Annotated in this window: 15 protein-coding genes; 8 read left to right on the top strand and 7 right to left on the bottom strand. The window is 33.5% G+C overall.

The genetic code is table 11. The annotated features are described in order from the left end of the window. Nucleotides 1-25: 25 nt before the first annotated feature. Nucleotides 26-592 (bottom strand): hypothetical protein, encoded by a 567-nt coding sequence (locus tag BLT80_RS13860; protein ID WP_092469003.1) that lies wholly within the window; start codon nt 590-592, stop codon nt 26-28. Nucleotides 593-822: 230 nt separating this feature from the next. Here BLT80_RS13860 and BLT80_RS13865 point away from each other — a divergent pair, with 230 nt between their 5' ends. The 4 genes from BLT80_RS13865 (at nt 823) to BLT80_RS13880 (ending at nt 3,539) form a co-directional block, all read left to right on the top strand. Beyond that, nucleotides 823-1,620, top strand: coding sequence for a hypothetical protein (locus BLT80_RS13865; RefSeq protein WP_092469005.1), 798 nt, complete (start codon nt 823-825; stop codon nt 1,618-1,620). A gap of 112 nt (nt 1,621-1,732) precedes the next feature. Then, a complete protein-coding gene (locus BLT80_RS13870) occupies nt 1,733-3,031 on the top strand; it encodes a DEAD/DEAH box helicase (RefSeq protein WP_092469007.1) in 1,299 nt (432 codons plus the stop codon). A 64-nt stretch (nt 3,032-3,095) separates the two neighbouring features. Then, complete coding sequence (locus tag BLT80_RS13875) at nt 3,096-3,308, top strand: DUF6500 family protein (protein WP_092469263.1); 213 nt, start codon at nt 3,096-3,098, stop codon at nt 3,306-3,308. Further along, nucleotides 3,309-3,539, top strand: coding sequence for a VF530 family protein (locus tag BLT80_RS13880; protein WP_092469009.1), 231 nt, complete (start codon nt 3,309-3,311; stop codon nt 3,537-3,539). It abuts the gene before it with no gap. Nucleotides 3,540-3,590: 51 nt separating this feature from the next. On the opposite strand, the gene BLT80_RS13885 is transcribed toward BLT80_RS13880, so the two are convergent. From BLT80_RS13885 to trpA, 5 genes are all read right to left on the bottom strand, one after another. Next, on the bottom strand, nt 3,591-4,484 hold the full coding sequence (locus tag BLT80_RS13885) for a YitT family protein (RefSeq protein WP_245710258.1): 894 nt from the start codon (nt 4,482-4,484) through the stop codon (nt 3,591-3,593). Between the two features lie 178 nt (nt 4,485-4,662). Then, nucleotides 4,663-5,115, bottom strand: coding sequence for a tRNA (cytidine(34)-2'-O)-methyltransferase (locus tag BLT80_RS13890; protein ID WP_092469011.1), 453 nt, complete (start codon nt 5,113-5,115; stop codon nt 4,663-4,665). Beyond that, nucleotides 5,105-5,329: a hypothetical protein gene (locus tag BLT80_RS13895; protein WP_020896501.1), complete on the bottom strand. Its 225-nt coding sequence runs from the start codon at nt 5,327-5,329 to the stop codon at nt 5,105-5,107. The genes BLT80_RS13890 and BLT80_RS13895 overlap by 11 nt, the downstream gene beginning before the upstream one ends. Before the next feature lie 61 nt (nt 5,330-5,390). Further along, on the bottom strand, nt 5,391-5,534 hold the full coding sequence (locus BLT80_RS20140) for a hypothetical protein (protein WP_175455621.1): 144 nt from the start codon (nt 5,532-5,534) through the stop codon (nt 5,391-5,393). 97 nt (nt 5,535-5,631) lie between these two features. Then, nucleotides 5,632-6,402 (bottom strand): tryptophan synthase subunit alpha, encoded by a 771-nt coding sequence (gene trpA / locus BLT80_RS13900; protein ID WP_092469013.1) that lies wholly within the window; start codon nt 6,400-6,402, stop codon nt 5,632-5,634. Nucleotides 6,403-6,737: 335 nt separating this feature from the next. Between trpA and BLT80_RS13905 the strand changes: the two genes are divergently transcribed. The 4 genes from BLT80_RS13905 to BLT80_RS13920 all read left to right on the top strand — a co-directional run bounded on the left by BLT80_RS13905 (nt 6,738) and on the right by BLT80_RS13920 (nt 14,111). Beyond that, nucleotides 6,738-9,761 (top strand): tetratricopeptide repeat protein, encoded by a 3,024-nt coding sequence (locus tag BLT80_RS13905; RefSeq protein WP_092469015.1) that lies wholly within the window; start codon nt 6,738-6,740, stop codon nt 9,759-9,761. Between the two features lie 55 nt (nt 9,762-9,816). Next, nucleotides 9,817-11,547, top strand: a complete 1,731-nt coding sequence (locus BLT80_RS13910; RefSeq protein WP_092469017.1) for a TonB-dependent receptor — start codon at nt 9,817-9,819, stop codon at nt 11,545-11,547. A gap of 134 nt (nt 11,548-11,681) precedes the next feature. After that, nucleotides 11,682-13,346: an amidohydrolase gene (locus tag BLT80_RS13915; protein WP_092469019.1), complete on the top strand. Its 1,665-nt coding sequence runs from the start codon at nt 11,682-11,684 to the stop codon at nt 13,344-13,346. A 27-nt stretch (nt 13,347-13,373) separates the two neighbouring features. After that, on the top strand, nt 13,374-14,111 hold the full coding sequence (locus BLT80_RS13920; protein ID WP_092469021.1) for a hypothetical protein: 738 nt from the start codon (nt 13,374-13,376) through the stop codon (nt 14,109-14,111). On the opposite strand, the gene BLT80_RS13925 is transcribed toward BLT80_RS13920, so the two are convergent. Then, a complete protein-coding gene (locus tag BLT80_RS13925; protein WP_092469265.1) occupies nt 14,108-14,806 on the bottom strand; it encodes a class I SAM-dependent methyltransferase in 699 nt (232 codons plus the stop codon). The genes BLT80_RS13920 and BLT80_RS13925 overlap by 4 nt on opposite strands. Nucleotides 14,807-14,839: the final 33 nt, after the last annotated feature.

The following is a 14,839-nucleotide window of genomic DNA, read 5'->3' on the forward strand; positions in this document are numbered from 1 at the left end:
TTTTTGTTTTAGTACTCGCTAGTTTTTAATCCTCAGTTCCCCATGGAGCATCTGGCGTTTCAATAGTTTTAGTTAAATCAAAACGAACCGTAAATAAACGATCAGTACCTAAACGACGTAAGTTATAAGTTAGGCTTGTTTCATCTATTGTAAACCACCAAATATTGGTAGAGGCGGCTGGTAATATTTCTGAAGTGTGTGCATCGGCAGGAAACATTTGTAAATTGGCTAAACCTTTATTTGCACTTGTGCCGCCATATTGGGTTAAATCTTCTTCCGATCCGTCTTCATGTCTATGATCGTGCTTTAATCGAATTATTTTTTCATCATTCATATGTAAAACCCAAGTACGCGATTTGTTCTCACCTACAAAAAACGGAACTCTAATATCGTTAGTGTCACAAGAACGTACATGCATTACTAATTTCTCACCTGTAAATCCATCACCTTCTTTGCCGCCTTCTGTGATTTCACCTTCGTAAGCGTTACCACAATGTGATTTGAGTTGTTCCCAAAATTTTTCTGAATTGGTTTGTTCTTGTGCTAAGAGTGTTAGTGGTAATACGAGTAAAAAAAAGAGTAGTGTTTTCATAATTAAATTTTATTCATGGGTGTTTCTCTAACAGCTAATATACATGAATTCTTCAAGTTGAATAATTTTCTAAAAACCATGAAAGTGTCATGAGAAATCTAATAGTTTAACATTTTTAAAGTTTGATTAAGAGCGCTTAACAAGCTTTATATATTTCATTTACGTTAAAGAATGGCGAGAATAAGTCAATCTAATGCGTCATAAGTCTTAAATTAGAGAAAAATTAAACCATGAAAAAGACGCTTCAAATTGGAAATATAATAGCTCTAGTTTTAACCATATTTATCAATTATCTCTCTAATACAGGGGCCTTAAATAATACCACTATTGGTGAAGTGTCTAATAGTTATAGATCCTTGTTTACGCCTGCAGGTTATACGTTTGCCATTTGGGGGCTAATTTATTTGCTGCTAATAGGTTTTGCTGTTTATCAAGGTCGAAGCTTATTTAAAAACGTAAAGAATGACGATGTTGTACTGAGAACAGGTTGGTGGTTTATGCTCTCGTGTTTATTTAATTCACTTTGGGTATTCGCTTGGATTTATGAATATACAGCCGTTTCTTGTATTTTTATTTTCTTATTACTGTTTTCATTATTAAAGATTATAGTCAACAACAGAATGGAATTAGATGACGAGCCATTACCAATTATTGCTTTTGTTTGGTGGCCTTTTGTGATGTATTCGGGTTGGGTAACTGTGGCTAGTATTGCTAATGTTTCAACATATTTAGTAAAAATTGGTTGGGATGGTTTTGGATTATCTGATGTTACTTGGACTATTGCACTCATCGCCATTGCTGTGGTTATAAATTTAGTAGTAACTTGGAAACGTAATATGCGAGAGTTTGCACTTGTTGGTGCTTGGGCATTAATTGGTATAGGAAATGCCAATAAGCTTAATAAAGAAACACTGATGTACGTGGCATTTGTGAGTGCCGCTATACTAATAATTAGTAGTGCTATTCATGGTTTTAAAAACCGTGATACTAGTCCGTTAACTAAGTTACAGGAACGCAAGAATTCATAGGGTTTAGAATATAATAAGCATTTTTTTAGAGTCAGGCTTAAAATAGCCGTAACTTTGCACCAAATTAAAGGAGTGACCTAAATAAATAGAGTTTGCTTCATAAACACTATTTATGTCATTTAAATCATTGGGCTTATCTGAGCCTTTACTTCAAGCTATCCAGAAAAAAGGATACGAAACACCTTCACCAATTCAAGCAAAAGCCATTCCTCCTGTATTAGAAGGAAAAGACGTTTTAGCATCAGCTCAAACCGGAACCGGAAAAACAGCAGGTTTTACATTACCGCTGCTTCACCTTTTATCTAGCGATACAAGAGAGCAAAGGCACAGACCAATTAGAGCTTTAATATTAACGCCTACACGTGAGTTAGCAGCGCAAGTTTATGCTAATGTTAAAGAATACAGTGAGTTTTTAAATATTAGAAGTACGGTTATTTTTGGAGGAGTCAATCAGAAACCACAAGTTAATAAATTGAGTCAAGGAGTCGATGTTTTGGTCGCAACACCAGGACGTTTAATCGATTTAGAAAACCAAGGAGTTTTATCTTTAAATAAGGTAGAGATATTTGTTTTGGACGAAGCCGATCGTATGTTAGATATGGGTTTTTTGCGCGATATAGAACGCGTTATGAAACTTATGCCAGCTAAACGTCAGAACCTTATGTTCTCGGCAACGTTTTCTAAAGATATTAAGAAATTAGCGTATTCAATTCTTAATAATCCTATTCAAGTTGAAGCGACACCAGAAAATACAGCTGTTGAGGTTATTCAACAAAAGGTTTACAGAGTTGCAAAAGGTAAAAAAACAGATTTAATCATTAAACTGATTACAGAAGGAAATTGGAAACAAGTTCTCGTTTTTAATAGAACAAAACATGGAGCTAATAAGCTTTGTAAAAAGATGATTAGTTCTGGTATTACAGCTGCAGCGATTCATGGAAATAAAAGTCAAGGAGCGAGAACAAAAGCATTAGCTGGATTCAAAAACGGATCGGTTAGAGTTTTAGTGGCAACAGATATTGCAGCAAGAGGTTTAGATATCCCATTATTACCACATGTTATTAACTTTGAATTGCCTAATATTTCTGAAGACTACGTTCACAGAATTGGTAGAACAGGTAGAGCAGGAGCTAGTGGAGAAGCTATTTCTTTAGTAAGTGCAGATGAAACGACTTTTTTACGTGATATTGAGAAGTTGATTGCTATGAAGATTGAAGTTGAAATCCTTGAAGGTTTCGAACCAGATCCTAATGCTTCAACAGAACCGATAAAACCAGGTCAGAATAGAAATCAAGGTCGTGGTAGAGGTTCTAATAATAAAAATTCGGGAAACTCAGGAAAGTCTAAAAGTTCGAGTTCAGACCGAAATAAAAGTAGAAGCCGTAATAGAAATAACGATAGTAGACGTTAGTCGCTAACGTCATTGCGAGGAAGCATGACGAAGTAATCTGTTGGTTGAAAGAAATTATAGTGATATGACTCCTAATCTAAAAGATAAAATCATAGAGGTTTGCGATAAAAAGATCGCCCAAAAAGGCACTAATGTTGGCATTTCCTTCTATGCATTTTTTAAAAACAAAAATGACAATCCAGAATTATTAATGGAAGCCGCTACCTGGTGGATTAAAACACACCAATTAGATCATTTTGAAAAAGCAGTTAAGATTAAGGAATTAATTGAAAACTAAATGTTAAGCCAACCCAATAACCCACTTCACGGAGTAAAATTAGAACAGATCATAACAGAACTGCAAGCGCATTATGGTTGGGAATACATGGGCTATCAAATCAACATTCGCTGTTTTACGGATAATCCATCTGTAAAATCGAGTTTAAAGTTTTTAAGGCGTACACCTTGGGCAAGAACTAAGGTTGAAAATATGTATTTAGACTATTTAAAAAAGAATAAGAAGGATTGATTTTATCATCCTTTTTTTTTGCTTTATAGTGTCCTAAAGTTTTCAGGTAGTTTATAATTTGCCACCTAAAGTCTTACCTTTTTTCTTGTCGAGATAGTGGCGCAAAACACCACCTTTAACATTGTTCACATCAAACTCAACGATAAAAGCATTTTCGTCTATGTCTTCAATGATGCGATGCATTTTTTTGATGTCGATACGATTAATAATGGTGTGAATAATATCAAAATCTTGCTGAGGTCCATTACTTCCAAAGCCTTTAGAACCTTTGTAAGTGGTTAGGCCCACACCTAATTCAATCATAATGGCATGCTTAATGTCTGCGTATTCATTAGAAACTATAGTGACACCAATAAAATCTTCAAAACCTTCAATGGTCATATCAGTTACTTTTGCTGTAACGATGTATGTAAGAATGGAGTAAAGCGCAACTTCCATTGAAACCACCATTGCGGTAATACTGAATAATATAATGTTAAACATAAGGATGACTCTACCAATACTAAGTCCAAATTTATCATTAAGGTAGATTCCTAAAATTTCTGAGCCATCTAAGACGGATCCATTTCTAATGGCAATGCCAATACCACCACCCAAACATAGACCTCCAAAAATGGAGATAAGTAGTTTGTCATCCGTAATGGTATCATAATTTCCAAAATGAATTAACAAAGCAAAGGCAAGGATACTAAGTATAGATTTTATAACAATTCGTATCGAAACCGTATAATAACCCAAAATTAAAAAGGGTAAACTGAAGATGACTAAGAGTAATGAAATGTCTACTCCAATTACTCTGTTAACCAAAAGCGCTATACCTGTAACGCCTCCATCCATAAAACCATTGGGTAACAAAAAGGCTTTTAAACCAATACTGGCTAAGATAATCCCAAGGGTGATTTGAGCAAATTCAGAGAAAAAATTATAGGTTTTTGAGTGTTTCAATGTTTAGGTTTTAATTCAGGAAAAGTTACAAAAACCATTTAGAACGGATGTGTATTACGTTTTTTTATTTATCAGAATTTAATTTTTTTTAATTCGAACTAATCTTAATTATTCTTGAATCAGATCTCGTACTATTTAGACTTGAATTATAAGGAAAGTGGCTTTTATGTTCAAGACACTATTTGATTTGTCTTAACCCTTCATATACAATAATGCCAACAGCGTTGGCTAAATTGAGACTTCGTATAGATTCGCTATACAACGGTATTTTGAATAATTGTGATGAACACTTTTCTAACAAGGGTTTTGGTAAGCCCACAGATTCTTTGCCAAAAACTAAAAACATATCCTTTTCAAAGGTAATATCCCAATGCGATTTTGTGCCATGACTAGATAGAAACACCATTTTGGAGTCTTTGTTTTTTGAGAAGAAATCGTCGATATTATCGTAATAGATAACTTCTAAATGTTGCCAGTAATCGAGTCCTGCACGTTTTAAGCGTTTATCGTCAATTTCAAATCCAAATGGTTTTACTAAATGTAATTTTGACCCTGAAGCTAAAGCTAAACGACCAATATTGCCAGTGTTATTTGGGATTTCGGGTTCTATAAGGACGATGTTAAGCGACATTTTTTCGTGTTAATTTTACAATAATTAATCGTATTAATAATATAAATGGAAAGCCGTGAAAAACCACATCAAACCAATCTTTTAAAGTCATTCCGTTTGCTCCTCCTGCAATCCACTTTAGTTTACCTAAAATATGTGGCTCCGGAAAAAATGGAGCTAAACCTAAAGTTAGACACAACAGAATTATAATTCGCCAATCGTTAAGTAGTTTCATAGCATAAAAAAAAGTCTATTCAAAGATATGAATAGACTTTACAATTTCTTGTTTTTAATAATTACTTTTTAGTCTGTTGACTTTTTATTGTTTCCTTGTCAATGTCAAACTCATTTGTTTTTTGATTCACATTACCCGTTGGATTTGTTGGGTTTGTTTGAGTTTTCGTTGTTTTAAATTTCTTTTTGTCTTTTATAATTCCCATGATTTATCATTTTTTAGATTCATCATAATATAAAAAACTAAGAACCTTTTGTCTCACAAGGCTTTCATAAAATATAAAAGTCAAATGTTAAAATCGCTTAAGACTTTGGGCGAATTGATGTGATGAATTTATCAATATCATCGATACCATTAGTGGTTATATACTTAATAAAAGCACTACCAATTATAGCTCCTTTTCCATATGCGGTGGCTTGCTTGAAGGTTTCGTTATTAGAAATACCAAAACCTACAATTTGAGGGTTTTTTAATTTCATGTCTGCGATACGTTTAAAGTAATCGGTTTGTGTATTGCCGAAGCCAGAATTACTTCCTGTTACACTTGCAGAACTTACCATATAGATGAAGCCGTTAGATACAGAATCGATATAACGAATGCGTTCTTCAGACGTTTGAGGCGTAATTAAAAGCACATTAATTAAACCATATTTTTCAAATATAGATTTGTATTCCGAATGGTAAACATCTACAGGTAAATCAGGGATAATGAGTCCATCAATTCCAACTTCTTGGCATTTTTTACAGAAGGCTTCAACACCATATTGTAGCATCGGATTAAAATACCCCATAATAATTAAGGGGATAGAAACCGTTTTCCGAATGTCTTTGAGTTGTTCAAACAGCAATTCGCTTGTCATGCCATTTTTTAAAGCTTCCGTAGAACTGGCTTGTATGGTTGGGCCATCTGCTAGAGGATCACTAAACGGTAAGCCTATTTCTAGCATATCGACACCACTTTTTTCTAAGCGTTCAATAATGGTAACCGTATCGTTTGTATTTGGATAGCCGGCTGTAAAATATATAGATAATAGCTTATGGCTTTCGTTTAATTTTTGGTTTATTCTATTCAAAATATAAGTATTTATCAACCAATTCTGTAGTCTTGTAAAATTTCAGAAATGGTTAGGATGTATGAAATCAATTATAAGAAAAATCAGTGGTTATCATTGATAAAAGCACTGATTTTACGAGGTGTAAAAATAGAACTTAAAAATCGAATCTCCCAATGTCGTTATAAACTTCTATAATGGCTTGCTGACCGTTTTACTTGCGAATACCTATAGATCACAATTGAAAATAAATATTTAATAACTCCGTGTATAATTATAAGCGTTTTCTATCGTTATAGATTTGGTATTGAATTATATTTGCCACAACATAAAATCATCAATAAAACACTCAACAAATGATGTTCTTTAAAAAACAATTAATCATCGTTTTTCTTGTATTTTCTTCACTTGCTATAGCGCAAAAATCTGCGATTTATACCAATGAGTTTCAAGATTATCAAAAGGCATTGACTTTATATAATAACAATCAATTTAAAGCTGCCCAAACTTTATTTGACGATGTAAAGTTAAATACAAACGATGCTACCATAGAATCTGATTGCGCTTATTATATAGCGAATTGTGCGGTACGTTTAAATCAAAATAATGCCGATAATCTTATTACAGAATTTGTAGAAGACTATCCGACAAGTACCAAACGAAATACCGCATTTTTAGATGTTGCTGATTATTATTTCAACAACGGAAAATATGCCTACGCACGTAAATGGTACGATAAAGTTGACGAACGCAATATGGCACAAGCCGAAAAGGAACGCTTCAATTTTAATTATGGTTATACCTTGTATTCAACTAAAGACGAGAAGAAAGCCACTAAGTATTTTAATCGTGTTGTAAACTCTAAAGAATACGGCTCGCAAGCGAAGTACTACATTGGTTTTATGGCGTATCAAGGTGATGACTATGATAAAGCAAATGAGTATTTTGATCAAGTTAGCGATAATGAAAAGTACAAAGAGAAGTTGTCTTATTATCAGGCTGATTTAAATTTCAAATTAGGAAAGTTTGAAAAAGCCATTGAACTTGCCGAAGCACAATTAGCCAAAAGTAATGCGGCTGAAAAATCTGAATTATCTAAAATTATTGGTGAAAGTTACTTTAACCTTGGCAAGTATGCAGAAGCAATTCCGTATTTAAAAGAATATAAAGGGAAAGATAGAAAGTGGAATAATACCGATTATTACCAATTAGGGTATGCGTATTACAAGCAAAATGATTTTGAAAGTGCAATTTCAGAATTCAATAAAATTATTGGTGGAGATAATCCAGTAGCTCAGAATGCCTACTACCATTTAGGTGAGAGTTATATTAATTTAGAGAAAAAGCAAGAAGCATTAAACGCCTTTAGAAATGCATCACAAATGGATTTTGATTTAAAAATTCAAGAAGATGCGTGGTTAAATTATGCTAAGATTAGTTACGATATTGGAAATCCGTACCAATCCGTTCCTCAGGTTTTAACAGGGTATTTAAAGCAATATCCAAACACGAGTTATAAAGATGAGGTTGAAACGTTATTAATAGATTCATACATCACATCAAAGAATTATAAGGAAGCCTTAGAACTTTTAAAAGGGAAGAACAGTTTTGAAAACAAAGCGGCTTATCAAAAAGTGGCCTTCTTTAGAGCGGTGGAATTATATAATGAGAATAAGTATAATGAAGCCTTAGCCCTTTTTAATGGATCGCTAAAAGAACCTAGAGATCCTATTTTTGTGGCTAAAGCGACCTTTTGGAAAGCCGAAACGGAATATAATTTAAGTAATTATAACGACGCCTTAATTGGATTTAAGCAGTTTGATGGTTTTAGCGAATCTTCAAGTTTAGCAGAAAATGAAAACCTGAATTACAATTTAGCATACACGTATTTTAAGTTGAAAGACTATATTAATTCTTCAAACTATTTTGAGAAATTCATAAAGAATAAATCGAATGACAAATTGCGTCAAAATGATGCTTATTTAAGATTGGCAGATGGTTATTTTGTATCTAGTAAATATAATGACGCTATTGATGCTTATAAAAAAGCAATACAGATTAATGAGATTGAAACGGATTACGCAGCGTTTCAAGTCGCTATGAGCGAAGGGTATTTAGGAAAAGGTTCTGATAAGATTTCAGCATTACAGACTTTTATAAATACATATCCTAAATCGGCATTACGAGATGACGCGATGTATGAATTAGCAAATTCGTACGTAAAATCTAATGACACAGACAAAGCCATGCAAACGTATGATCGCTTAAATTCTGAATACAAAACAAGTGCCTTTACTTCAAAAGCCTTATTGCGTCAAGGGTTAGTGTATTATAACGGCAATGATAACACGCGAGCATTGACAAAATTCAAAAAAGTAGCGACTGATTTTCCGGGTTCTGGTGAAGCGGTTCAGGCAGTGTCTACAGTACGTTTAATTTATATCGATTTAGGTAAAGTAGATGAATATGCAACTTGGGTAAGGACTTTAGATTATGTTGAGATTTCTGATGTGGACTTGGATAATACCACCTATTTAGCAGCAGAAAAGCCGTATTTAGATAATGAAACCGATAAAGCCATTCGTCAGTTTAATAACTATTTGACGCAGTTTCCAAAAGGGATTCATAATCTAAAAGCGCATTTCTATTTAGCGCAATTGTACTATAAAAAGGAATTATTAGATAATGCACAACCGCATTATAAGGCCGTTGTTGAGGCTTCAAAAAGTGAGTACACAGAACAAGCTATTGTGAAACTTACCGAGATTTACTTAAGCACTTCTAATTGGGAAAAAGCGATTCCGGTATTAAAACGTTTAGAGCAAGAAGCTGATTATCCTCAGAATGTGGTTTATGCACAATCGAATTTAATGAATGCCTATTACCAAACCGAAGATTACGTTAAGGCAGAAAGCTATGCTGAAAAAGTATTGAGCAATTCAAAATTAGATAACAAAGTTAAGAGTGATGCTAAATTAACAATTGCACGTTCTGCGATTGAAACAGGTAATGAAGCCAAAGCCAAAATAGCTTATGCCGAAGTTGAAAAAATAGCTACAGGAAGCGTTGCAGCAGAAGCCTTATTCTACAATGGTTATTTTAAAAACAAAGCAGGTGATTACGAAGCCTCAAATACAACCATTCAAAAATTAGCTAAGGATTATGGCAGCTATAAATTGTTTAGTGCAAAAGGGTTGGTGGTTATGGCTAAGAACTTCTATGCTTTAGGAGATGCGTTTCAAGCAACTTATATCTTAGAAAGCGTGATTAGTAACTTCCAGGATTTTACAGAGGTTGTAAGTGAAGCCAAAGTAGAATTAAACAAAATAAAAGCAGAAGAAGCGAAGACGAATTCATCAATCGAAACAGACGATAATTAATAGCAACAAGACAATTTAGTTAGCGTTAAACTTATTTTCAATCAAATTAATACACATGAAAATTAAATATATAGGATTAGCAATGTTTACTTTGAGTCTGACATTTAGTTATGCTCAAGAACGTACCAAAGACACTATTGGAGACCAAACGGTTAACGTTATAAAACCATATACTCCAACAATTTCGGATGCCTTTAAAATTAAAGATAATCCAAAGTTGAACGATTCTAATGCCGTAAAGAAAAAGGAAATCAAGTACAATATTTTCTCAATTCCTGTGGCTTCAACATTTACACCAGCAAAAGGTAAAGCAGCAACGGTTGATAAAGCCAAAGCGATAAAATTATATGATAATTATGCCTCATTAGGATTTGGAAGTTATACCACAATTTTGGGTGAAGTTTATTTGAACCATGAGTTGAGTAGAGATGAAAATGTCGGTGGTTATTTTAGTCACCATTCGTCTCAAGGAGGTATTGATGATGTGCTTTTGGATGATAATTTTTCGAAAACCAAATTAAACGCTTATTATAAAAAGAGCGATAGAGATTATACATGGCAAGTTGATGGGGGTTTTAATTTACAAACCTATAATTGGTATGGTGTGTCTCAAGAGTATTTCGATGAAAGCGATTTAGATGGTATTGATGCTGGCCAGACTTATAATGATTTATATGTTGGTGGTAAAATTGATTTTGAAGACGCTATTATTAAAGACGCAAGTCTTCGTTTTAGACGTTTTGGAGATAACCACGATTCTGCTGAAAACAGATTAGTCGCTAAGACTAGCTTTGATTTTGTGGTACAAGATGCTGTTATTAAATCAGAGTTTTCTATAGATTATATTAGTGGGACTTTCGATCGCGATTATTCTAATACTGGTGAAATTAATTACGGGAATGTCACGTTTGGATTTGCACCATCGTATCAATTGGTACAAGATGATTTAACGATTGATTTAGGTGTGAAATTAGCCTACCTTAACGACACAGAATTTAGTGAGAATAAATTTTTTATCTATCCAAACATAGAAGCGTCTTACCGATTGGTGGATGAGATCTTAATTGCATTTGGTGGACTTAAAGGCGATCTAATTCAGAATTCGTATTACGATTTTGTAAACGAAAATCCATTTGTATCACCAACACTTTTGGTAACTCCAACAGATCAGCAGTACAAAATGTTTGTGGGTGCTAAAGGGAAGCTTTCTAGTAACATAGGGTATAGTGTAAAAGGGAGTTATATTGCAGAAAAAAATAAAGCCTTATACAAATCTAATGATATACCGAGTGATGCTTTATCAGAATATCAATATGGCAATTCATTTTTTGTGACTTATGATGATGTGACGACGTTTTCTGTGTCTGGTGAGTTAAATGTAGATTTAAATAGAAACTTTACTCTAGGTGTAAAAGGAGAATACTTTAGTTACAGCACAGAAAACGAATCTGAAGCTTGGAATCTACCGGATCTTACAGCCTCTGTATTTTTAGATTATCAAATTTCAGAACAATGGTTTGCCGGAGCAAGTGTGTTCTTTGTTGGCGAACGAGAAGATCAAAGTACTTATTTTGAGGTTTTAAATCCGTTAAATACTACGACCACAACAGTGACTTTAGATAGTTATTTTGATGCTAACGCGCATGTTGGTTATAAAGCAAATGATCAGTTATCCTTTTTTGTTAAAGCCAATAACATAGCGAGTCAAAATTATAACCGTTGGTCAAATTTCCCTGTGCAAGGCATACAGCTTCTTGGTGGTGCCACTTACCAATTTGACTTTTAAAAGGAAGCACTAAAAATTAGTGTTCCGTCATTGCGAGAGCAGCGAAGCAATCTTTTTAAATTGACTAAAAAAATCAAAAGCGTTCCAATTTGGAGCGCTTTTCTTATTTTTACATATCTCAAAACCAACAACAAATGAAATTTCAGTATTACAATCACGCAGTTACAAATTGTATTAAACGAAGTAAAAAGGTAGTGGTGTTAGTCGCTATTTGTGCTATGTTTTCTTGTGAAAAAAATAAACAACAAGCTGATTTAATTGTCACAAATGCTAATATTTATACAGTTGATGATAGCTTTAGTAAAGCTGAAGCATTTGCTGTAAAAGATGGAAAAATAATTGCTGTTGGCACGACCTCTGAAATAGATAATATATATAAAGCTAACGATACACTTAATGCTGAAGGCAAAACTATTGTGCCAGGATTTATTGATGCACATTGTCACTTTTTGGGGTTAGGGTTCAATCAGCAATCGGTAAATTTAGTCGGTACTAAAAGTTTTGAGGACGTTGTAAAACGTGTTTTAGATTTTCAGAATGAAAAAAATAACGAATTTATCTTTGGTCGAGGTTGGGATCAAAATGATTGGGAAGAGAAGGAGTTTCCTAACAAACGCTTATTAGATAAACTCTATCCAAATACACCTATTGCATTAGTACGTATTGATGGGCACGCTATATTAGTAAATCAAGCAGCCTTAGATTTAGGAAATGTAACCGTAAATTCTAAAATTGAAGGAGGAGAAGTTGTTGTAGAAAATGGCGAACTTACCGGTATTTTAGTAGACAATGCGGAAATGTTTGTGATGGAACATTGGCCACAGCCCACCCGAAATGATATGGCTAATGCCCTATTAGAAGCACAAAAATTATGTTTCGATTTGGGGTTAACTACGGTCGATGATGCCGGATTACATAAAGAAACTATTGAACTTATTGATAGTCTTCAGAAATCAGGAGAATTAAAAATGCGTATTTATGCTATGATTTCTGCGTCTGAAGATAATCTGGATTACTTTTTAGATAAAGGAGTTACTAAAACAGATTACCTAAATGTGCGTTCGTTTAAGTTTTACGCAGATGGAGCTTTAGGATCTCGAGGTGCGATGTTAAGAGAACCATATTCAGATAAACCTGGCCATTTAGGATTGCTAGTTACAGATTTAGAAACTATAAAAACATCAGCAGAGCGTATTGCAAATTCAGAATTTCAAATGAATACACATGCTATTGGCGATTCTGCAAATCATGCGGTTTTACAAACCTATACTAAAGTGTTAGAAGGAAAGGAAAACCGTCGTTGGCGTGTAGAGCATGCTCAAATTGTATCACCTGAAGATTTTGAATTGTATAAAAATATCATGCCATCCATACAACCAACACATGCCACAAGCGATATGTACTGGGCAGAAGATAGAGTAGGAGCAGAACGTATAAAAGGAGCTTATGCTTATAAACAATTATTAGAAGCTTATGGTAAAGTGGCTTTAGGAACTGATTTTCCTGTGGAGCGAGTTAGTCCGTTTTTAACCTTTTATGCCGCTGTCGCACGACAAGATTTAGAAGGGTTTCCAGAAGGAGGTTTTCAAATGGAAAATGTTCTAAGCAGAGAAGAAGCCTTAAAAGGCATGACGATTTGGGCGGCCTATTCTAATTTTGAAGAAAATGAAAAAGGAAGTATTGAAGTTGGGAAGTTTGCCGATTTTATCATCTTAGATAATGATATTATGACGGTTAAGGCCAATGAAATTCCAAAAATTAAAGTTCTGAAGACTGTGGTTGGAGGTGAGGTACAATAAAGGGCAAAACTCTTTCGTTCAATTTAAATGAAACATTTATTTCTATATGTAGCCATTTTTGGTTTGTTTTTTACTGCATGTAAAACCAAAAATAGTTCACTAAAATATACACTATATTCGTGCGAAGAAGGAATAGTCGATGCTATTAAAGATGCTAGTGAAGGTAAATATGAGCTTATTACTTACGGATTAATTTCTACTTTTAACGTTGATGGTTTTAATGATTTTTACAAAAATTATATCTTAGAGAATTATAATATTCGATTTGGATTAGGCGGATGTATAGTTAGTGATGGTACAAATTGTTACAGGGAAAAAATAGAGGAACTTATTTACGAAAAATTTGGGGATGATATTTTTGAAGTAACCAAATTAGAAGCGATAAATGAATTCAGAAAGACAAAAGAGTTTATAGAAGATATTAAACCAAAGATTGACTCTGGTGAGATTTATTCATTTAGGTTACATAAAGATCCAAAATTTTTAATTGAAGGTAAGGCTGTAGATTTTATAAAATATTTAGGTTTTGCAAATTTTGAAGTTGACTATTCTAATCCAATTAATTATTGTGAAATTTCATTTGTTGTTGAAAAAAATGGTGTTATAAATGATATTCACCTTGAAAATGCTGAAACATCAGAACCAATAATCAACATTGAATTAATGAACAAACTAAAAGAGCTTTCTAAATGGCAACCTGGAATTTATTTAGGAGAAGTTGTGAGGTCAAAAGTCTATTTTAAAGTTCCTTTGAGCCTTCTCTAATATAGCTTCGCCAAATAATCAAAATGGTCACCATCCATAACTTTCTCACACTTCAAACCAACCGTTAAACAAGCTGTTTTCAAGGTTTCAAAATCGAGATATAACCATTTCATAGGCACTTCTTTTTCGCCTTTATAAGATAAGAAATAATCTAATTCACCAGGATAACCTTGATTGAGGTCTAGCCACATGCCACCATCGTCATCTTCATACATGTATGAAATATCAGAAGAGTCAATTAAAATTTGACCGTCAGGATTTAAAAGTGACTTTAAATGCTTTAAATAGTTAGCAACTTCAGATAATTCTTGGAAAATTCCCGTACCATTCATCAATAGTAAAATCGTATCAAAACTTTCGGTCTCTTCTAAAAGTGGTTTCAATTCAACATTTAAAACACCACGTTTCATAGCGACTTCAACTGCTCCTTTAGAACTATCAATCGCTTTAACTTTGATGTTTTGTTCTTGTAGCCACAACGCATGACTTCCAGAACCACAACCAACATCTAAGACATTGCCTTTTGCTAATTTTAATGCTGCTTGCTCAAGTTTTGGCATTTCAGAATAATTTCTAAATAAATAAGGAAGTGGTAATTCATCTTCATCTGAAATGTTTGTATATGTAATGATGTCCTCAGAATAATTTCCATTCTGATAATCTAATAGGGCTTTTCCAAAGAGGTCTTTACTCATAGTCATTGGTTAGTTCGTGTGATTTCTATTTTT

The organism is Winogradskyella thalassocola (genome assembly GCF_900099995.1).
GTDB classification, from domain to species: domain Bacteria; phylum Bacteroidota; class Bacteroidia; order Flavobacteriales; family Flavobacteriaceae; genus Winogradskyella; species Winogradskyella thalassocola.

Coding starts and splice junctions, on each gene's coding strand:
- BLT80_RS13860 (WP_092469003.1), bottom strand. CDS start 592: ATGAAAACACTACTCTTTTTTTTACTCGTATTACCACTAACACTCTTA.
- BLT80_RS13865 (WP_092469005.1), top strand. CDS start 823: ATGAAAAAGACGCTTCAAATTGGAAATATAATAGCTCTAGTTTTAACC.
- BLT80_RS13870 (WP_092469007.1), top strand. CDS start 1,733: ATGTCATTTAAATCATTGGGCTTATCTGAGCCTTTACTTCAAGCTATC.
- BLT80_RS13875 (WP_092469263.1), top strand. CDS start 3,096: ATGACTCCTAATCTAAAAGATAAAATCATAGAGGTTTGCGATAAAAAG.
- BLT80_RS13880 (WP_092469009.1), top strand. CDS start 3,309: ATGTTAAGCCAACCCAATAACCCACTTCACGGAGTAAAATTAGAACAG.
- BLT80_RS13890 (WP_092469011.1), bottom strand. CDS start 5,115: ATGTCGCTTAACATCGTCCTTATAGAACCCGAAATCCCAAATAACACT.
- BLT80_RS13895 (WP_020896501.1), bottom strand. CDS start 5,329: ATGAAACTACTTAACGATTGGCGAATTATAATTCTGTTGTGTCTAACT.
- BLT80_RS20140 (WP_175455621.1), bottom strand. CDS start 5,534: ATGGGAATTATAAAAGACAAAAAGAAATTTAAAACAACGAAAACTCAA.
- BLT80_RS13905 (WP_092469015.1), top strand. CDS start 6,738: ATGATGTTCTTTAAAAAACAATTAATCATCGTTTTTCTTGTATTTTCT.
- BLT80_RS13910 (WP_092469017.1), top strand. CDS start 9,817: ATGAAAATTAAATATATAGGATTAGCAATGTTTACTTTGAGTCTGACA.
- BLT80_RS13915 (WP_092469019.1), top strand. CDS start 11,682: ATGAAATTTCAGTATTACAATCACGCAGTTACAAATTGTATTAAACGA.
- BLT80_RS13920 (WP_092469021.1), top strand. CDS start 13,374: ATGAAACATTTATTTCTATATGTAGCCATTTTTGGTTTGTTTTTTACT.
- BLT80_RS13925 (WP_092469265.1), bottom strand. CDS start 14,806: ATGAGTAAAGACCTCTTTGGAAAAGCCCTATTAGATTATCAGAATGGA.